General features: G+C 70.9%; 14 protein-coding genes. All 14 read left to right on the top strand.

What is annotated here, in order from left to right:
• The 14 genes from AB0P25_RS18140 (at nt 1) to AB0P25_RS18075 (ending at nt 13,802) form a co-directional block, all read left to right on the top strand.
• A complete protein-coding gene (locus AB0P25_RS18140) occupies nt 1-438 on the top strand; it encodes a type II 3-dehydroquinate dehydratase (RefSeq protein ID WP_363809209.1) in 438 nt (145 codons plus the stop codon).
• 69 nt (nt 439-507) lie between these two features.
• On the top strand, nt 508-1,071 hold the full coding sequence (efp, locus tag AB0P25_RS18135; protein WP_064109199.1) for an elongation factor P: 564 nt from the start codon (nt 508-510) through the stop codon (nt 1,069-1,071).
• Nucleotides 1,072-1,500 carry a transcription antitermination factor NusB gene (gene nusB / locus AB0P25_RS18130; protein WP_064109198.1) on the top strand — a complete coding sequence of 143 codons (429 nt, stop codon included), beginning with the start codon at nt 1,072-1,074 and terminating at the stop codon, nt 1,498-1,500. It abuts the gene before it with no gap.
• On the top strand, nt 1,497-2,210 hold the full coding sequence (locus AB0P25_RS18125) for a thioredoxin domain-containing protein (RefSeq protein WP_363809208.1): 714 nt from the start codon (nt 1,497-1,499) through the stop codon (nt 2,208-2,210). Before nusB ends, AB0P25_RS18125 begins: the two co-directional genes overlap by 4 nt.
• A 192-nt stretch (nt 2,211-2,402) precedes the next feature.
• Nucleotides 2,403-2,963, top strand: coding sequence for a bifunctional pyr operon transcriptional regulator/uracil phosphoribosyltransferase PyrR (gene pyrR, locus AB0P25_RS18120; RefSeq protein WP_363809207.1), 561 nt, complete (start codon nt 2,403-2,405; stop codon nt 2,961-2,963).
• The gene (locus AB0P25_RS18115; protein ID WP_363809206.1) at nt 2,960-3,928 is read left to right on the top strand and encodes an aspartate carbamoyltransferase catalytic subunit; all 969 of its coding nucleotides are present in this window, start codon (nt 2,960-2,962) and stop codon (nt 3,926-3,928) included. The genes pyrR and AB0P25_RS18115 overlap by 4 nt, the downstream gene beginning before the upstream one ends.
• Before the next feature lies 1 nt (nt 3,929).
• Complete coding sequence (locus AB0P25_RS18110; RefSeq protein ID WP_363809203.1) at nt 3,930-5,249, top strand: dihydroorotase; 1,320 nt, start codon at nt 3,930-3,932, stop codon at nt 5,247-5,249.
• Nucleotides 5,242-5,784 (top strand): hypothetical protein, encoded by a 543-nt coding sequence (locus tag AB0P25_RS18105; RefSeq protein ID WP_363809202.1) that lies wholly within the window; start codon nt 5,242-5,244, stop codon nt 5,782-5,784. The genes AB0P25_RS18110 and AB0P25_RS18105 overlap by 8 nt, the downstream gene beginning before the upstream one ends.
• Nucleotide 5,785: 1 nt before the next feature.
• Nucleotides 5,786-6,967, top strand: a complete 1,182-nt coding sequence (gene carA, locus AB0P25_RS18100) for a glutamine-hydrolyzing carbamoyl-phosphate synthase small subunit (RefSeq protein ID WP_363809201.1) — start codon at nt 5,786-5,788, stop codon at nt 6,965-6,967.
• Nucleotides 6,967-10,254, top strand: a complete 3,288-nt coding sequence (carB, locus tag AB0P25_RS18095) for a carbamoyl-phosphate synthase large subunit (RefSeq protein WP_363809200.1) — start codon at nt 6,967-6,969, stop codon at nt 10,252-10,254. Before carA ends, carB begins: the two co-directional genes overlap by 1 nt.
• Nucleotides 10,251-11,114 (top strand): orotidine-5'-phosphate decarboxylase, encoded by an 864-nt coding sequence (gene pyrF / locus AB0P25_RS18090; protein ID WP_363809198.1) that lies wholly within the window; start codon nt 10,251-10,253, stop codon nt 11,112-11,114. Before carB ends, pyrF begins: the two co-directional genes overlap by 4 nt.
• Nucleotides 11,107-12,048, top strand: a complete 942-nt coding sequence (gene gmk, locus AB0P25_RS18085) for a guanylate kinase (protein WP_363809195.1) — start codon at nt 11,107-11,109, stop codon at nt 12,046-12,048. Before pyrF ends, gmk begins: the two co-directional genes overlap by 8 nt.
• 106 nt (nt 12,049-12,154) lie before the next feature.
• Entirely contained in the window at nt 12,155-12,415 is a 261-nt protein-coding gene (rpoZ, locus tag AB0P25_RS18080) for a DNA-directed RNA polymerase subunit omega (RefSeq protein ID WP_064109190.1), read from the top strand.
• Between the two features lie 85 nt (nt 12,416-12,500).
• Nucleotides 12,501-13,802 (top strand): bifunctional phosphopantothenoylcysteine decarboxylase/phosphopantothenate synthase, encoded by a 1,302-nt coding sequence (locus tag AB0P25_RS18075; RefSeq protein ID WP_363809349.1) that lies wholly within the window; start codon nt 12,501-12,503, stop codon nt 13,800-13,802.
• Nucleotides 13,803-13,810 lie beyond the last annotated feature (8 nt).

The raw sequence follows: 13,810 nt of genomic DNA, 5'->3' as shown, positions 1-13,810 counted from the left end.
GTGGCCGACATCCTGGTCCTGAACGGCCCCAACCTCGGCCGCCTCGGCACCCGCGAGCCCGACGTGTACGGCTCCGGGACGCTCGACGACCTCCGCGCCGTGCTGCAGGAGGACGCGGGTGACGACACCATCGACCTGCGTCAGACCGACGACGAGGCACAGCTGCTCGGCTGGCTGCACGAGGCCGCGGATTCCGGTGCGCCCGTCATCCTGAACGCCGGCGCGTGGACGCACTACTCCTACGCGCTGCGGGATGCGGTGTCCCTCGTGACGAAGGCCGGCGGCACTGTCGTCGAGGTGCACCTGTCGAATCCGCACGCCCGTGAGGAGTTCCGGCACACCAGCGTGCTCACCGCCGTCTCCACCGGCGTCATCGCCGGTTTCGGGTTCGAGTCGTACCGGCTGGCACTGGCGTTCATTCGCCGAAACCGGCGCTGACGTTTAGAATCCTCTGGGGCCTTCTGCGCTCCCCGCATCTTTTCTCACCCAACGAAACGGAACATCCTCTTGGCTTCTACCGCTGACATCAAGAACGGCGTCGTCCTCAGCATCGACGGACAGCTCTGGACCGTGATCGAGTTCCAGCACGTCAAGCCGGGCAAGGGCGGTGCGTTCGTCCGCACCAAGCTCAAGAACGTCACCACGGGCAAGACGGTCGACCGCACCTACAACGCCGGCGCCAAGATCGACATCACCAACGTCGACCGCCGCGACTACCAGTACCTGTACCAGGACGGCGCGGACTTCGTGTTCATGGACACCTCCGACTACGACCAGATCACCATCCCGGGCCCGGTCGTCGGCGACGCCGCCAACTTCATGCTCGAGAACCAGAACGTGACCGTCGCGCTGCACGAGGGCTCGCCGCTCTACGTCGAGCTCCCGGCCTCCGTCGTGCTCGAGATCACCTACACCGAGCCGGGCCTCCAGGGCGACCGCTCGACCGGCGGCACCAAGCCCGCGACCGTCGAGACCGGCTACCAGATCCAGGTCCCGCTGTTCCTCGAGACCGGCACCAAGGTCAAGGTCGACACCCGCACGGGCGACTACCTCGGCCGCGTCAACGACTAGATGAGCGCGCGCACCAAGGCCCGTAAGCGCGCCCTCGACGTCCTCTACAGCGCCGACCTGCGGCAGACGCCGCTGCGTCAGGCGCTCGCGACAGAGGCCGAGCGAGCGGCGTCCCAGCCCGCTCGCGAGGCGTCGTGGCTCTATGCCCGCGAGATCCTCGACGGTGTCATCGAGCACCAGGACGAGATCGACGAGCAGATCGAGACGTACGCGCAGGGCTGGACCCTCGCCCGCATGCCCGCCGTCGACCGCGCCATCCTGCGCATCGGCGTGTGGGAGGTTCTGTACAACGACGAGGTGCCGGACGGCGTCGCGATCTCCGAGGCGGTCGAGGCCGCGACGGTGCTCTCGACGGACGACTCGGCCGGATTCGTGAACGGCCTCCTCGCCAAGATCGCCCAGGCCAACGGCTCGGCGAACCGCGGATGAGCCCGCGTCTGCGCCGGATCGCGGCGGCCGTCGCGCTGGCCGTGGGTGTCGCGGTGGCGGCGGCGGGATGCTCGCTGCTCGGCGGCGCGTCCAACGTCCCGGTCGCGACGGACGCGCCCCCGAAGGGCACGGATGGCGCGGTCGACTTCGACGGCGGCTTCATCACCGCGGGCGACGGCGGGAAGAAGGTCGACATCTGGTTCGACGCGATGTGCCCGGTGTGCGGCGCGTTCGAGAAGGCCAACGGCACAACCCTGGCCGACGCGGTCGACAACGGCGACATCACGCTGCGGCTGCACCCGCTGACGTTCCTCGATGCCCTCTCGAACGGCACGGGCTACTCGACCCGAGCGTCCGCCGCGCTGACCTGCGTGGCCGTGACCGACGAGAACGCCGTCCTGCCGTTCTACCAGGCGCTGTTCACCGACCAGCCGGAGGAGAACTCCGAAGGGCTGACGGACAAGGAGCTCGCGAAGCGCGCGAGCGACGCGGGAGCGGGCGACATCTCCGCCTGCCTCGCCGACAGCGGGCCGTACCAGGCGTGGGCGCAGCGCAATACGGCGAACTCGCAGAAGGGCCCGATCGAAGTCGACGGCAAGAAGGTGCTCGACGTGATCAAGGGCACCCCGACCGTCCTCGTGAACGGCAAGCAGTATCCCGGCGGCGTGAGCGACACGAAGGCGTTCACGACGTTCCTCAACGACCACTGACCCCATCCGAAACGGAGGAGTCCGCGGCGCTTCCGCACGCGGACTCCTCCGTTTCGTGCATCCCGCCGGCGTGTCGAATGCACGTTTCCTCCGTTTCGGTGGGGCGGCGACGACGGCAGGGACCGGGCTGGTAGGGTGGAGGGCGTAGGCATCCTTTAAGAGCCGTCCTGTGAGGCGGGGAAGGAGGTCGGCATGACAGCGCGTACCGTGCTGCAGCAGGCTGACATCGCCCGGGCGTTGACTCGGATCTCCCACGAGATCCTGGAGTCCAACCGGGGAACGGACGAGCTGGTGATCCTGGGGATCCCGACCCGCGGCGTCGTGCTCGCGCGGCGGATCGCCGAGAACATCCAGCGCATCGAACCGGCGGCGGTCTCCTCGCCCGCCGACATCGTGGGCGCGCTCGACGTGACCATGTACCGCGACGACCTGTCGCGGCATCCCACGCGCACTCCGCAGCCGACCTCGCTGCCGGGGCCGATCGACGGCAAGACCGTGGTGCTGGTGGACGACGTGCTCTTCTCGGGCCGCACCATCCGGGCCGCGCTCGACGCGATCAGCGACCTGGGCCGCCCGCGCGCGGTGCGCCTCGCGGTGCTGGTCGACCGCGGCCACCGCGAGCTCCCGATCCGCGCCGACTTCGTGGGCAAGAACCTGCCGTCGGCGGCCTCCGAGCGCATCTACGTGCGGCTCCACGAGACCGACGGCGAGGAGTCGGTGACCATCGAGGAGCCGGCGGGGGTGGACGCATGAGGCACCTTCTCTCGACACGCGGGCTGTCGCGCGACGCTGCCATCCAGCTGCTCGACGTCGCCGAGGACATGGCGGACGTGCAGGAGCGCGAAGTCAAGAAGCTCCCGACCCTGCGCGGCAAGACGGTCGTCAACCTGTTCTTCGAGGACTCGACCCGCACCCGCATCTCGTTCGAGGCCGCGGCCAAGCGGCTCTCCGCCGACGTGATCAACTTCTCCGCCAAGGGCTCCAGTGTGAGCAAGGGCGAGAGCCTGAAGGACACCGCCCAGACGCTGCAGGCGATGGGAGCGGACGCGGTGGTCATCCGCCACGGCTCGTCCGGCGCCCCGCAGACGCTCGCGACGAGCGGCTGGATCGACGCCGGCATCCTGAACGCGGGCGACGGCACGCACGAGCACCCGACCCAGGCCTTGCTGGACGCGTTCACCATGCGCCGCCGCCTGCACGGCTCGGCCTCGCGCGGGAAGGACCTCGCCGAGGTGTCGGTCGCGATCGTGGGCGACATCCTGCACTCCCGCGTCGCGCGGTCGAACGTGTGGCTGCTGCAGACCCTGGGCGCCCAGGTGACGCTGGTCGCGCCGCCGACCCTCCTCCCGGTGGGCATCGACGGCTGGCCCGTGCGCGTCCGCTACGACCTGGACGAGGCGATCGCCGACGGTCCGGACGTCGTGATGATGCTGCGCATCCAGGCCGAGCGGATGAACGATGCGTTCTTCCCCAACTCCCGCGAATACGCGCGCACCTGGGGACTGGACGAGGAACGGCTCGGCCGGCTCAAGGCCGATAGCATTGTGATGCACCCTGGGCCGATGAACCGCGGGCTGGAGATCTCGGCCGCGGCCGCGGACTCCCCGCGCTCGACGGTCCGGGAGCAGGTCGCCAACGGTGTCTCGGTACGGATGGCGGCCCTGTACCTGCTGCTCAGCGGCAATGACAGCGGCAGCGGCAACGGGCAGGTGGTGTGAGGTGAGTGTGGAGAAGTTCCTGATCGGCGGCGCGACGCTGGCCGACGGCTCCCGTGCGGACCTGCTGGTCGACGGCGGCCGGATCGCTGAGGTCGGCGCCGGGCTGAGCGCCGCGGGCGCGACCCGGATCGACGCGGACGGGCTCCTGGCATTGCCGGGGCTGGTCGACCTGCACACGCATCTGCGCGAGCCCGGCTACGAGCAGAGCGAGACCGTGCTGACCGGCACCAGGGCCGCTGCGGCGGGCGGGTTCACGGCGGTGTTCGCCATGGCGAACACGTCGCCGGTCGCCGACACGGCCGGGGTCGTGGAGCAGGTGCTCAGCCTGGGGGAGGCCGCGGGCTACGCCACGGTCCGCCCGATCGGCGCCGTCACCGTCGGCCTCGCCGGGGAGCGACTGGCCGAGCTCGGCGCGATGGCCGCATCCCGCGCCCGTGTCCGCGTCTTCTCGGACGACGGCAAATGCGTCTCCGACCCGCTGCTGATGCGCCGGGCGCTGGAGTACGTGAAGGCGTTCGACGGCGTGATCGCCCAGCACGCGCAGGAGCCCCGGCTCACCGAGGGCGCCCAGATGAACGAGGGCGAGCTCTCCGGCGAGCTCGGGCTGGCGGGCTGGCCGGCGGTCGCCGAGGAGTCGATCATCGCCCGGGATGTGCTGCTCGCCGAGCATGTCGGATCCCGCCTGCACGTCTGCCACGTCTCGACCGCGGGCAGCGTCGACGTCATCCGCTGGGCCAAGGCCCGGGGGATCGACGTCACCGCGGAGGTCACGCCGCACCACCTGGCGCTGACCGAGGAGCTGGCCTCCGGCTACGACGCGCGCTACAAGGTCAACCCGCCGCTCCGGCGCCGCGAGGACGTGGAGGCGCTGCGGGCCGGCCTCGCCGACGGCACGATCGACATCGTCGCCACCGACCACGCCCCGCATCCCGTCGAGTCGAAGGACTGCGAATGGGATGCGGCCGCGTTCGGCATGGTCGGCCTGGAGTCGGCGCTGTCGGTCGTGCAGGCCAGCGTCGTCGACAACGGGATGCTCGGCTGGAGCGATGTCGCCCGGGTGCTGTCCGCGACGCCGGCGCGGATCGGCCGGCTCGACGGCCACGGCGGCCCGCTCGAGCCCGGGGCCGCGGCCAACCTGTTCCTCTACGACCCGACCGCGTCCCGGACGTTCTCGACCGGAGACCTCGCGGGCAAGGGCGTCAACTCGCCGTACCTCGGGCTCACGCTCCCGGGCCGGGTCGTCGCGACCTTCCACCAGGGGCGCCCCACCGTGCTCGACGGCGCGGTCCGCGACGCGGAGGAGGTGGGCGCGCGTGGATAAGCTGCTCCCCACCCTCGGCATCCTCGCGGTCGTCGTCATCGTCCTGGCCCTCGCGGTCGTCGGCTGGCGTCGCCGGGTACGGCGCGACAGCGGCGCGGGCGCCGGCTACTCCACGCCCGGGACGCTGAGCGCCCCGACGGCGGAGACGGACGCCCTGTACGTCGCCACGACCAAGGCCGGTCAGCACCTCGAGCGACTGGCGCTCCCGGGGCTCGCGTTCCGCGGCAAGGCCGTGGTGACGGTCCGGCCCGAGGGCGTCGCGATCACGGTGACCGGCGAGGCGCCGGTGTTCATCCCGGCCGCCGTCGTCACCGGCGTCGGCGCGGCGAGCGTCGCCATCGACCGCGCGGTCGAGCGCGACGGCCTCGTCCGCCTCGGGTGGACCACGAGCGGCGGAACGGCCGCCGACAGCTACTTCCGGGTCGTCGACCCGGCCGGCCGCGCGCAGTTGACCGCGGCCATCCACGAAATCGTCCCCGGGGCATCCGCCCCGGACGCGGCGGGCGAGTCCCGCCCGAACGACAAGGAGGTGTGACGTGCTCGCAACAGACCCCGCGGTGCTCGTCCTCGAAGACGGAACACGCTACGTCGGCCGGGCCTACGGCGCCCGCGGGCGCACGCTCGGCGAGGCCGTCTTCGCGACCGGCATGACCGGCTACCAGGAGACCCTGACCGACCCGTCGTACGCCGGGCAGATCGTCCTCCAGACGGCGCCCCACATCGGCAACACGGGCACCAACGACGAGGACATGGAGTCGCGACAGATCTGGGTCGCCGGCTACGTCGTCCGCGAGCCCAGCCGCGTCGTCTCGAACTTCCGCGCCCAGCGCAGCCTCGACGACGACCTCGTCGCGCAGGGCGTGGTGGGGATCAGCGGCATCGACACGCGCGCGGTGACCCGTCACATCCGCTCGGCCGGGGCCATGCGCTCCGGCATCTTCTCGGGCGACGACTTCGACCTGAGCGAGAGCGAGCAGCTGGAGCTGGTGCTCGCCGGCGAGAAGATGCGCGGCCGCAACCTGTCGGCCGAGGTCTCGACCGTCGAGCCGTACACGGTCCCGGCCGTCGGCGAGAAGGTCGGCTCGGTCGCCGTGCTCGACCTCGGCGTCAAGAAGTCCACCCTCGAGAACCTGGCCGCCCGCGGCCTCGACGTGCACGTGCTCCCGCAGCAGGTGTCGGCGCAGGATGTGCTCGGGCTCGGCGTCTCGGCGCTGTTCTTCTCGAACGGCCCGGGCGACCCGCAGGCGTCCGACAAGCACGTCGCCCTGCTGCAGGAGACGCTGCGCGCCGGCCTGCCGTACTTCGGCATCTGCTTCGGCAACCAGCTGCTCGGCCGTGCGCTCGGGCTCGACACGTACAAGCTGCCGTTCGGCCACCGGGGGATCAACCAGCCGGTTCTCGACAAGCGCACCGGCCGCGTCGAGATCACCGCGCAGAACCACGGGTTCGCCGTCAAGGCCCCTATCGACGCAGCGTTCGACTCGCCCGCCGGCTTCGGCCGCGTCGAGGTCAGCCACTTCTCGCTCAACGACCAGGTCGTCGAGGGGCTGGACTGCCTCGACCTGAACGCGTTCAGCGTGCAGTACCACCCGGAGGCGGCGGCCGGCCCGCACGACGCCAACTACCTCTTCGACCGCTTCTTGGCCATGATTCGTGAACAACACAGCATCAGGGCCCAGCACAGCGAGTCGGCGACCAACGACCAGGAGAACAACTGATGCCCAAGCGCGACGACATCAACTCCGTCCTCGTCATCGGCTCCGGCCCGATCGTGATCGGCCAGGCCGTCGAGTTCGACTACTCCGGCACCCAGGCCTGCCGCGTGCTCAAGGCCGAGGGCGTGCGCGTCATCCTCGTCAACTCCAACCCGGCGACGATCATGACCGATCCCGACTTCGCCGACGCCACCTATGTCGAGCCGATCACCTGGCAGGTCATCGAGACGATCATCGCCAAGGAGAAGCCGGACGCCATCCTGCCGACCCTCGGCGGGCAGACCGCCCTCAACGCGGCCATGCAGCTGCACGAGCACGGCATCCTCGAGAAGTACGGCGTCGAGCTGATCGGCGCGAAGTTCGAGGCCATCCAGAAGGGCGAGGACCGCCAGATCTTCAAGGAGCTGGTCATCGAGGCCGGCGCCGAGGTCGCGCGATCGCACATCGCCCACACGGTCGAGGAAGCGCTCGAGTTCGCGGAAGACCTCGGCTACCCGCTCGTCGTCCGCCCGTCGTTCACCATGGGCGGCCTCGGCTCGGGCTTCGCGTACACGCCGGACGAGCTCCGCCGGATCGCCGGCGACGGCATCCACCAGAGCCCGACCAGCGAGGTGCTGCTGGAGGAGTCCATCCTCGGCTGGAAGGAGTACGAGCTCGAGCTCATGCGCGACACCGCCGACAACACGGTGGTCGTCTGCTCCATCGAGAACGTGGACCCGGTCGGCGTGCACACCGGCGACTCCATCACGGTCGCCCCGGCGCTGACCCTGACCGACCGCGAGTACCAGCGGCTCCGCGACATCGGCATCGACATCATCCGCGCCGTCGGCGTCGACACCGGCGGCTGCAACATCCAGTTCGCGGTGAACCCGGAGAACGGCCGGATCATCGTCATCGAGATGAACCCGCGCGTCTCGCGGTCGTCCGCCCTGGCGTCGAAGGCCACCGGCTTCCCGATCGCGAAGATCGCGGCGAAGCTCGCCATCGGCTACCGCCTGGACGAGATCCCGAACGACATCACCAAGGTCACCCCGGCGAGCTTCGAGCCGACGCTCGACTACATCGTCGTGAAGGTGCCGCGGTTCGCGTTCGAGAAGTTCCCGGCCGCCGACCCGACACTGACCACGACCATGAAGTCGGTCGGCGAGGCCATGGCGATCGGGCGCTCCTTCACCAGCGCTCTGCAGAAGGCTCTGCGGTCGCTGGAGAAGCGCGGGTCGTCGTTCCACTGGGGCGAGCAGACGCGCACGGTGGACGAACTCCTCACCTCCATCGCGACGCCGACCGACGGCCGCATCGTCGACGTGCAGCAGGCGCTCCGCCTGGGCGCGACGCCGGAGCAGGTGTTCGAGGCGACCAAGATCGACCCGTGGTTCATCGACCAGATCGTCCTCATCAACGAGGTCGCCGACCTGATCCGCGATGCGCCGACCCTCGACACCGAGACGCTGCGCTACGCCAAGGACCACGGCTTCTCCGACGCCCAGATCGGCGAGCTCCGCGGCTTCGGCGAGGCGGACGTGCGCGAGGTGCGCCACATCCTCGGCGTCCGCCCGGTCTACAAGACGGTCGACACCTGCGCGGGCGAGTTCCCGGCCCTGACGCCGTACCACTACTCCAGCTACGACCTGGAGACCGAGGTCGAGCCGAGCGACAAGCGCAAGGTCGTCATCCTGGGCTCCGGCCCGAACCGCATCGGGCAGGGCGTCGAGTTCGACTACTCGTGCGTGCACGCGTCGTTCGCGCTGCACGACGCGGGGTTCGAGACGATCATGATCAACTGCAACCCGGAGACGGTCTCGACCGACTACGACACCAGCGACCGGCTCTACTTCGAGCCGCTGACGCTGGAGGACGTGCTGGAGGTCATCCACGCGGAGTCGCAGGCCGGCGAGCTGGTCGGCGTCGTCGTCCAGCTCGGCGGCCAGACCGCGCTCGGGCTCGCGAAGGGCCTCGAGGCGGCGGGCGTCCCGATCCTGGGCACCACGCCGGAGGCGATCGACTTGGCGGAGGAGCGCGGCCTGTTCGCCGGCATCCTCGAGAACGCCGGCCTCGTCGCGCCGCGCAACAGCACCGCGGTCGACTACCCGTCGGCGGCGCACGCGGCCGAGCAGATCGGCTACCCGGTCCTGGTCCGCCCGAGCTTCGTGCTCGGCGGCCGCGGCATGGAGATCGTCTACGACAACGCCTCCCTCGCCGACTACTTCGAGCGGGTCGCGGGCCAGGGGATCGTCGGTCCGTCGCATCCCCTGCTCGTGGACCGCTTCCTCGACGACGCGATCGAGATCGACGTGGACGCGCTCTACGACGGCGAGCGGCTGTACATCGGCGGCGTGATGGAGCACATCGAGGAGGCCGGCGTCCACTCCGGCGACTCGTCGTGCACCCTCCCGCCGATCACGCTCGGCCGCCGCGAGATCGAACGCGTGCGCGAGGCGACCCTGAAGATCGCCGAAGGGATCGGCGTCCGCGGCCTGCTCAACGTGCAGTTCGCGATCGGCGCGGGTGTGCTCTACGTGCTGGAGGCGAATCCGCGCGCGTCCCGGACCGTGCCGTTCGTGTCCAAGGCGCTCGGCATCCCGCTGGCGAAGGCCGCGTCGCGGCTCATGGTCGGCGAGACGATCGACGGTCTGATCGCCGAGGGCCTGCTGCCCGCGGAGGACGGCTCGCTCATCCCGATGGACTCGCCCGTCGCCGTGAAGGAGGCCGTGCTGCCGTTCAAGCGGTTCCGCACGAAGGAGGGCACGGTCGTCGACTCGGTGCTCGGCCCGGAGATGCGCTCGACCGGCGAGGTCATGGGCATCGACAAGGACTTCCCGACCGCGTTCGCGAAGAGCCAGTCCGCCGCCTACGGCGGGATGCCGCTGACCGGCACGGTCTTCGTCTCGGTCTCGGACCGCGACAAGCGCGCCGTCGTCCTGCCGGTGCTGCGCCTGGCGCAGCTGGGCTTCGGGATCGTCGCCACCGAGGGCACCGCCGAGGTGCTGAACCGCAACGGCATCGAGGCGCGCATCGTGCGCAAGCACAGCGACGCGCTGGAGTCGGGCGGTGACTCGATCGTCGACATCATCAACCGGTCCGAGGTGGATGTGGTGATCAACACCCCGAGCGGGCGCTCGGCGCGTGCGGACGGGTACGAGATCCGGGCGGCGGCCGTGGCGGCGGACAAGCCGCTGTTCACGACCATCGCCGAGCTGAGCGCCGCGGTCGCGTCGCTGGACGCCATCCGCGAGGGCTTCGACGTGAAGTCGCTGCAGGAGTACGCCGTGGAGAGGGCCGCCCGCGCATGACGTTCGGCGACCGGCTCGCGCAGGTCTTCGCCGAGCGCGGCCGGCTCTGCGTCGGCATCGACCCCCACGCCCACCTTCTGGAGGCGTGGGGGCTGCCGGCGAGCGCCGACGGTCTGCGGTCGTTCGGGCTGACGGTCGTGGAGGCCGCCGCCGGACGCGCGGGGATCGTCAAGCCGCAGGTCGCCTTCTTCGAGCGGTTCGGCGCCGCCGGGTACGCGGCCCTGGAGGATGTGCTGACCGCCGCGCGTGACGCCGGGCTGCTGGTGATCGCCGACGCCAAGCGCGGCGACATCGGCACCAGCGTCACGGCGTACGCCGAGGCGTGGCTGACGCCGGGATCACCGCTCGAGGCCGACGCGCTGACCGTCGCCGCGTACATGGGCGTCGGTTCGCTGGCCGACACGATGGCGCTGGGGGAGCGTGCGGGCAAGGGCCTGTTCGTGCTCGCGGCGACCTCCAATCCGGAGGCTGCGGCCGTGCAGCAGGCCATCGTCCAGAGCGGCCCGTGGACCGGGCGGTCTGTTGCTCGTGCGATCATCGAAGACGTGCATGCGTTCAACCAGGAGCAGCCGGGCCGGCGCCCGTTCGGCACCGTCGGGCTGGTGCTCGGCGCGACCGTCGAGCTCGCCGACTACGGGATCGACGTCCAGACGGCGGGGGAGCGGACGCCCGCCCTGCCGGTGCTCGCCCCCGGCTTCGGCCACCAGGGTGCGCGGGTCGAGGACGCGCCGCGCCTGTTCGGGTCGCTCGCGACCGGCGTGATCGTCAGCGAGTCCCGCGGGCTGCTGAACGCGGGTCCGCGGGGTCTGGCCGACGCGATCGACCGCCGCGCCGAGGAGGTGCGGGCCGCCCATGTCTGACGCCGCAGCATCCTCCGACCGCGCGGTCCGCCCCGCTCCGCCCGAGGTGGACCGGCAGGCCGCGTCGCAGGCCGCCGTCGCCGCCCGGCGTGCGCGTGCCGCGGTCAAGGCGAGCATCGCATCCCGGGAGGTCTCGCCGCTGACCGTTCTCGACCACGCCACCGCCGACCCGGAGGGCGTCGAGGGCCGGCTGCGGGTGACGGAGTTCCTGCTCAGCGTCCCTGCGATCGGACAGACCAAGATGCAGGATGCGCTCGACCGCCTCCAGATCTCGCCCGCCAAGCGGCTCGGCGGCCTCGGCCGTCACCAGCGGCTGCGCCTGCGCGAGTTCCTGATCGAGCGCGAGAACCGGAACCTGCGCCAGCGCAACCGTCTGGTCGTGCTCGCCGGCCCGACCGCGGTCGGCAAGGGCACGGTCTCCACCTACATCCGGGAGAACTACCCGGATGTGCTCCTCTCGGTCTCCGCCACCACCCGCAAGCCGCGGCCCGGCGAGGTGGACGGCGTCAACTACTACTTCGTCGACGACGCCGAGTTCGACCGGATGATCGTCGAGGGCGAGCTGCTGGAGCACGCGACCGTGCACAACGCCTACCGTTACGGCACGCCGCGCGCGCCGATCGAGAAGGCACTGGCCGCCGGCCGCAGCGTCCTGCTCGAGATCGACCTGCAGGGCGCGCGCCAGGTGCGGGCGTCGATGCCGGAGGCGCGGCTGATCTTCCTGCTCCCGCCGACGTGGGAGGAGCTGGTCCGCCGCCTCATCGGACGCGGCACCGAGGACGCGGCCGAGCAGCAGCGGCGGCTGGAGACCGCGAAGGTCGAGCTGGCCGCCCAGGACGAGTTCGACTACAAGGTCGTCAACCACGACGTCGCGACCGCGGCCCGCGAGGTCGTAGACTTGATGAAGGTCCGCGTGGCGCCGTCGCGTCCGTGAGCCCTCTTCCCGCGCCCTCGCCGGCGCGCCCACCGTCCCCGGCCGCGTGACGCGGCCGTCGATCGGGCCACCGCGCCCGGTCGCCCAGAACAAGGAGCAGCCCGCAATGGCAACCAGCAACAACGGCATCATCGACCCGCCCATCGACGACCTCCTGTCGCGCGTCGAGTCGAAGTACGCGCTCGTGATCTTCGCCTCCAAGCGGGCCCGCCAGATCAACGACTACTACGCCGACCTGCACGAGGGCAGCCTGTTCGACAACGTCGGCCCGCTGGTCGACTCCTCGGTCGACGACAAGCCGCTGTCGGTGGCGCTGCACGAGATCAACGAGGACAAGCTCGTCATCAAGCCCATCTCCGCGGAGTAACGCGAGACCCAGCAGCAGTACAGCCGCAGACCGTCGCAGCCGGGCAGCCCCCGGCCGAGGAGAGGTGCCGCCGTTGAGCCCACGATTGACCGTCGTCGTCGGAGTGACCGGCGGCATCGCCGCATATAAAGCCGTCGGAGTCATCCGCGCCCTGGTCCTCGAAGGGCACTCGGTGCACGTGGTCGCCACCGAGGCGGCGCTGCGGTTCGTGGGGCGCCCGACCCTGGAGGCGATCAGCCGCAACCCCGTCGCGACCGACCTCTACGAGGGCGTCGCCGAGGTCCGGCATGTGGCGATCGGGCAGTCGGCCGACCTCATCGTGATCGCGCCCGCGACGGCGAACACCATCGCCAAGCTCGCCGCCGGCATCGCCGACGACCTGCTCGGCAACACGGTCCTCGCGTCCACCGCCCCGCTGGTGATCGCTCCGGCGATGCACACCGAGATGTGGCGCAATCCGGCGACCGTCGCCAACATCGCGACCCTGCGCGGCCGCGGAGTGACGATCGTCGGCCCGGCGAGCGGCCAGCTCACCGGCAACGACTCCGGCCCCGGCCGCATGGAGGAGCCCGAGGTCATCGTCCGCGCAGCCCTCCGTGCCGCAGGCGCCACCCCGCGCGCCGTCGAGGCGCTCGCCCCCATCGCCCTGCCCGCCGCATCCACGGTCAACGACGTGGTCGTGCTGTCCGAGCGCCGCCGGGCCAACGAGGCCGCCCGCCTCCCGCGCGGCGGCGTCGACCTCGCGGGCAAGCGCGTCGTCGTCACGGCCGGAGGGACGCGGGAACCGCTCGACCCCGTGCGGTTCCTCGGCAACCGGTCCAGCGGCCGCCAGGGCGTCGCGATCGCCGCCGCCGCGCAAGCACGGGGAGCCGAGGTCGTCCTCATCGCCGCGCATCTCGAGGTCGAACCGCCGGAGGGCGTCGAGCTGATCGAGGTGCAGACCGCGCTGGAGCTGCAGGAGGCCGTGACCGAGGCCGCGCGCGCCGCCGACATCGTCGTGATGACCGCCGCCGTCGCCGACTACCGGCCGGCCGAGACCCGCGAGTCCAAGATCAAGAAGGCCGACCAGGGCGACACCCTGACGCTCGAGCTGGTCGCCAACCCCGACATCCTCGCCGGGCTCGCCGCGAACCGCCGGGAGGGTCAGGTCGTCGTCGGCTTCGCGGCGGAGACCGAGCCCGACCCGCAGGCCCTCATCGAGCTGGGCCGCACCAAGCTCGAGCACAAGGGCAGCGACTTCCTCGTACTCAACCAGGTCGGCTGGTCGCAGGGATTCGCAACGGAGAGCAACGAGGTCGTGGTCCTGCGGAGGGGCGGCGATATAGTGATGGAGGCCTCGGGCAGCAAGCTGTCGGTGGCCGACCGTATCCTCGACGTCATCGCATAACGGCGCGG

The sequence above is a fragment of the Leifsonia sp. NPDC077715 genome (assembly GCF_040686855.1).
In the GTDB taxonomy this organism is placed as follows: Bacteria; Actinomycetota; Actinomycetes; order Actinomycetales; family Microbacteriaceae; genus Leifsonia.
This window is presented reverse-complemented; position numbering and strand designations above follow the sequence as displayed.

Bases quoted from the DNA above. Each gene is read 5' to 3' on its own strand.
- nusB (WP_064109198.1), top strand. From the start codon at position 1,072: ATGAGCGCGCGCACCAAGGCCCGTAAGCGCGCCCTCGACGTCCTCTAC.
- AB0P25_RS18125 (WP_363809208.1), top strand. From the start codon at position 1,497: ATGAGCCCGCGTCTGCGCCGGATCGCGGCGGCCGTCGCGCTGGCCGTG.
- pyrR (WP_363809207.1), top strand. From the start codon at position 2,403: ATGACAGCGCGTACCGTGCTGCAGCAGGCTGACATCGCCCGGGCGTTG.
- AB0P25_RS18115 (WP_363809206.1), top strand. From the start codon at position 2,960: ATGAGGCACCTTCTCTCGACACGCGGGCTGTCGCGCGACGCTGCCATC.
- carB (WP_363809200.1), top strand. From the start codon at position 6,967: ATGCCCAAGCGCGACGACATCAACTCCGTCCTCGTCATCGGCTCCGGC.
- pyrF (WP_363809198.1), top strand. From the start codon at position 10,251: ATGACGTTCGGCGACCGGCTCGCGCAGGTCTTCGCCGAGCGCGGCCGG.
- gmk (WP_363809195.1), top strand. From the start codon at position 11,107: ATGTCTGACGCCGCAGCATCCTCCGACCGCGCGGTCCGCCCCGCTCCG.
- rpoZ (WP_064109190.1), top strand. From the start codon at position 12,155: ATGGCAACCAGCAACAACGGCATCATCGACCCGCCCATCGACGACCTC.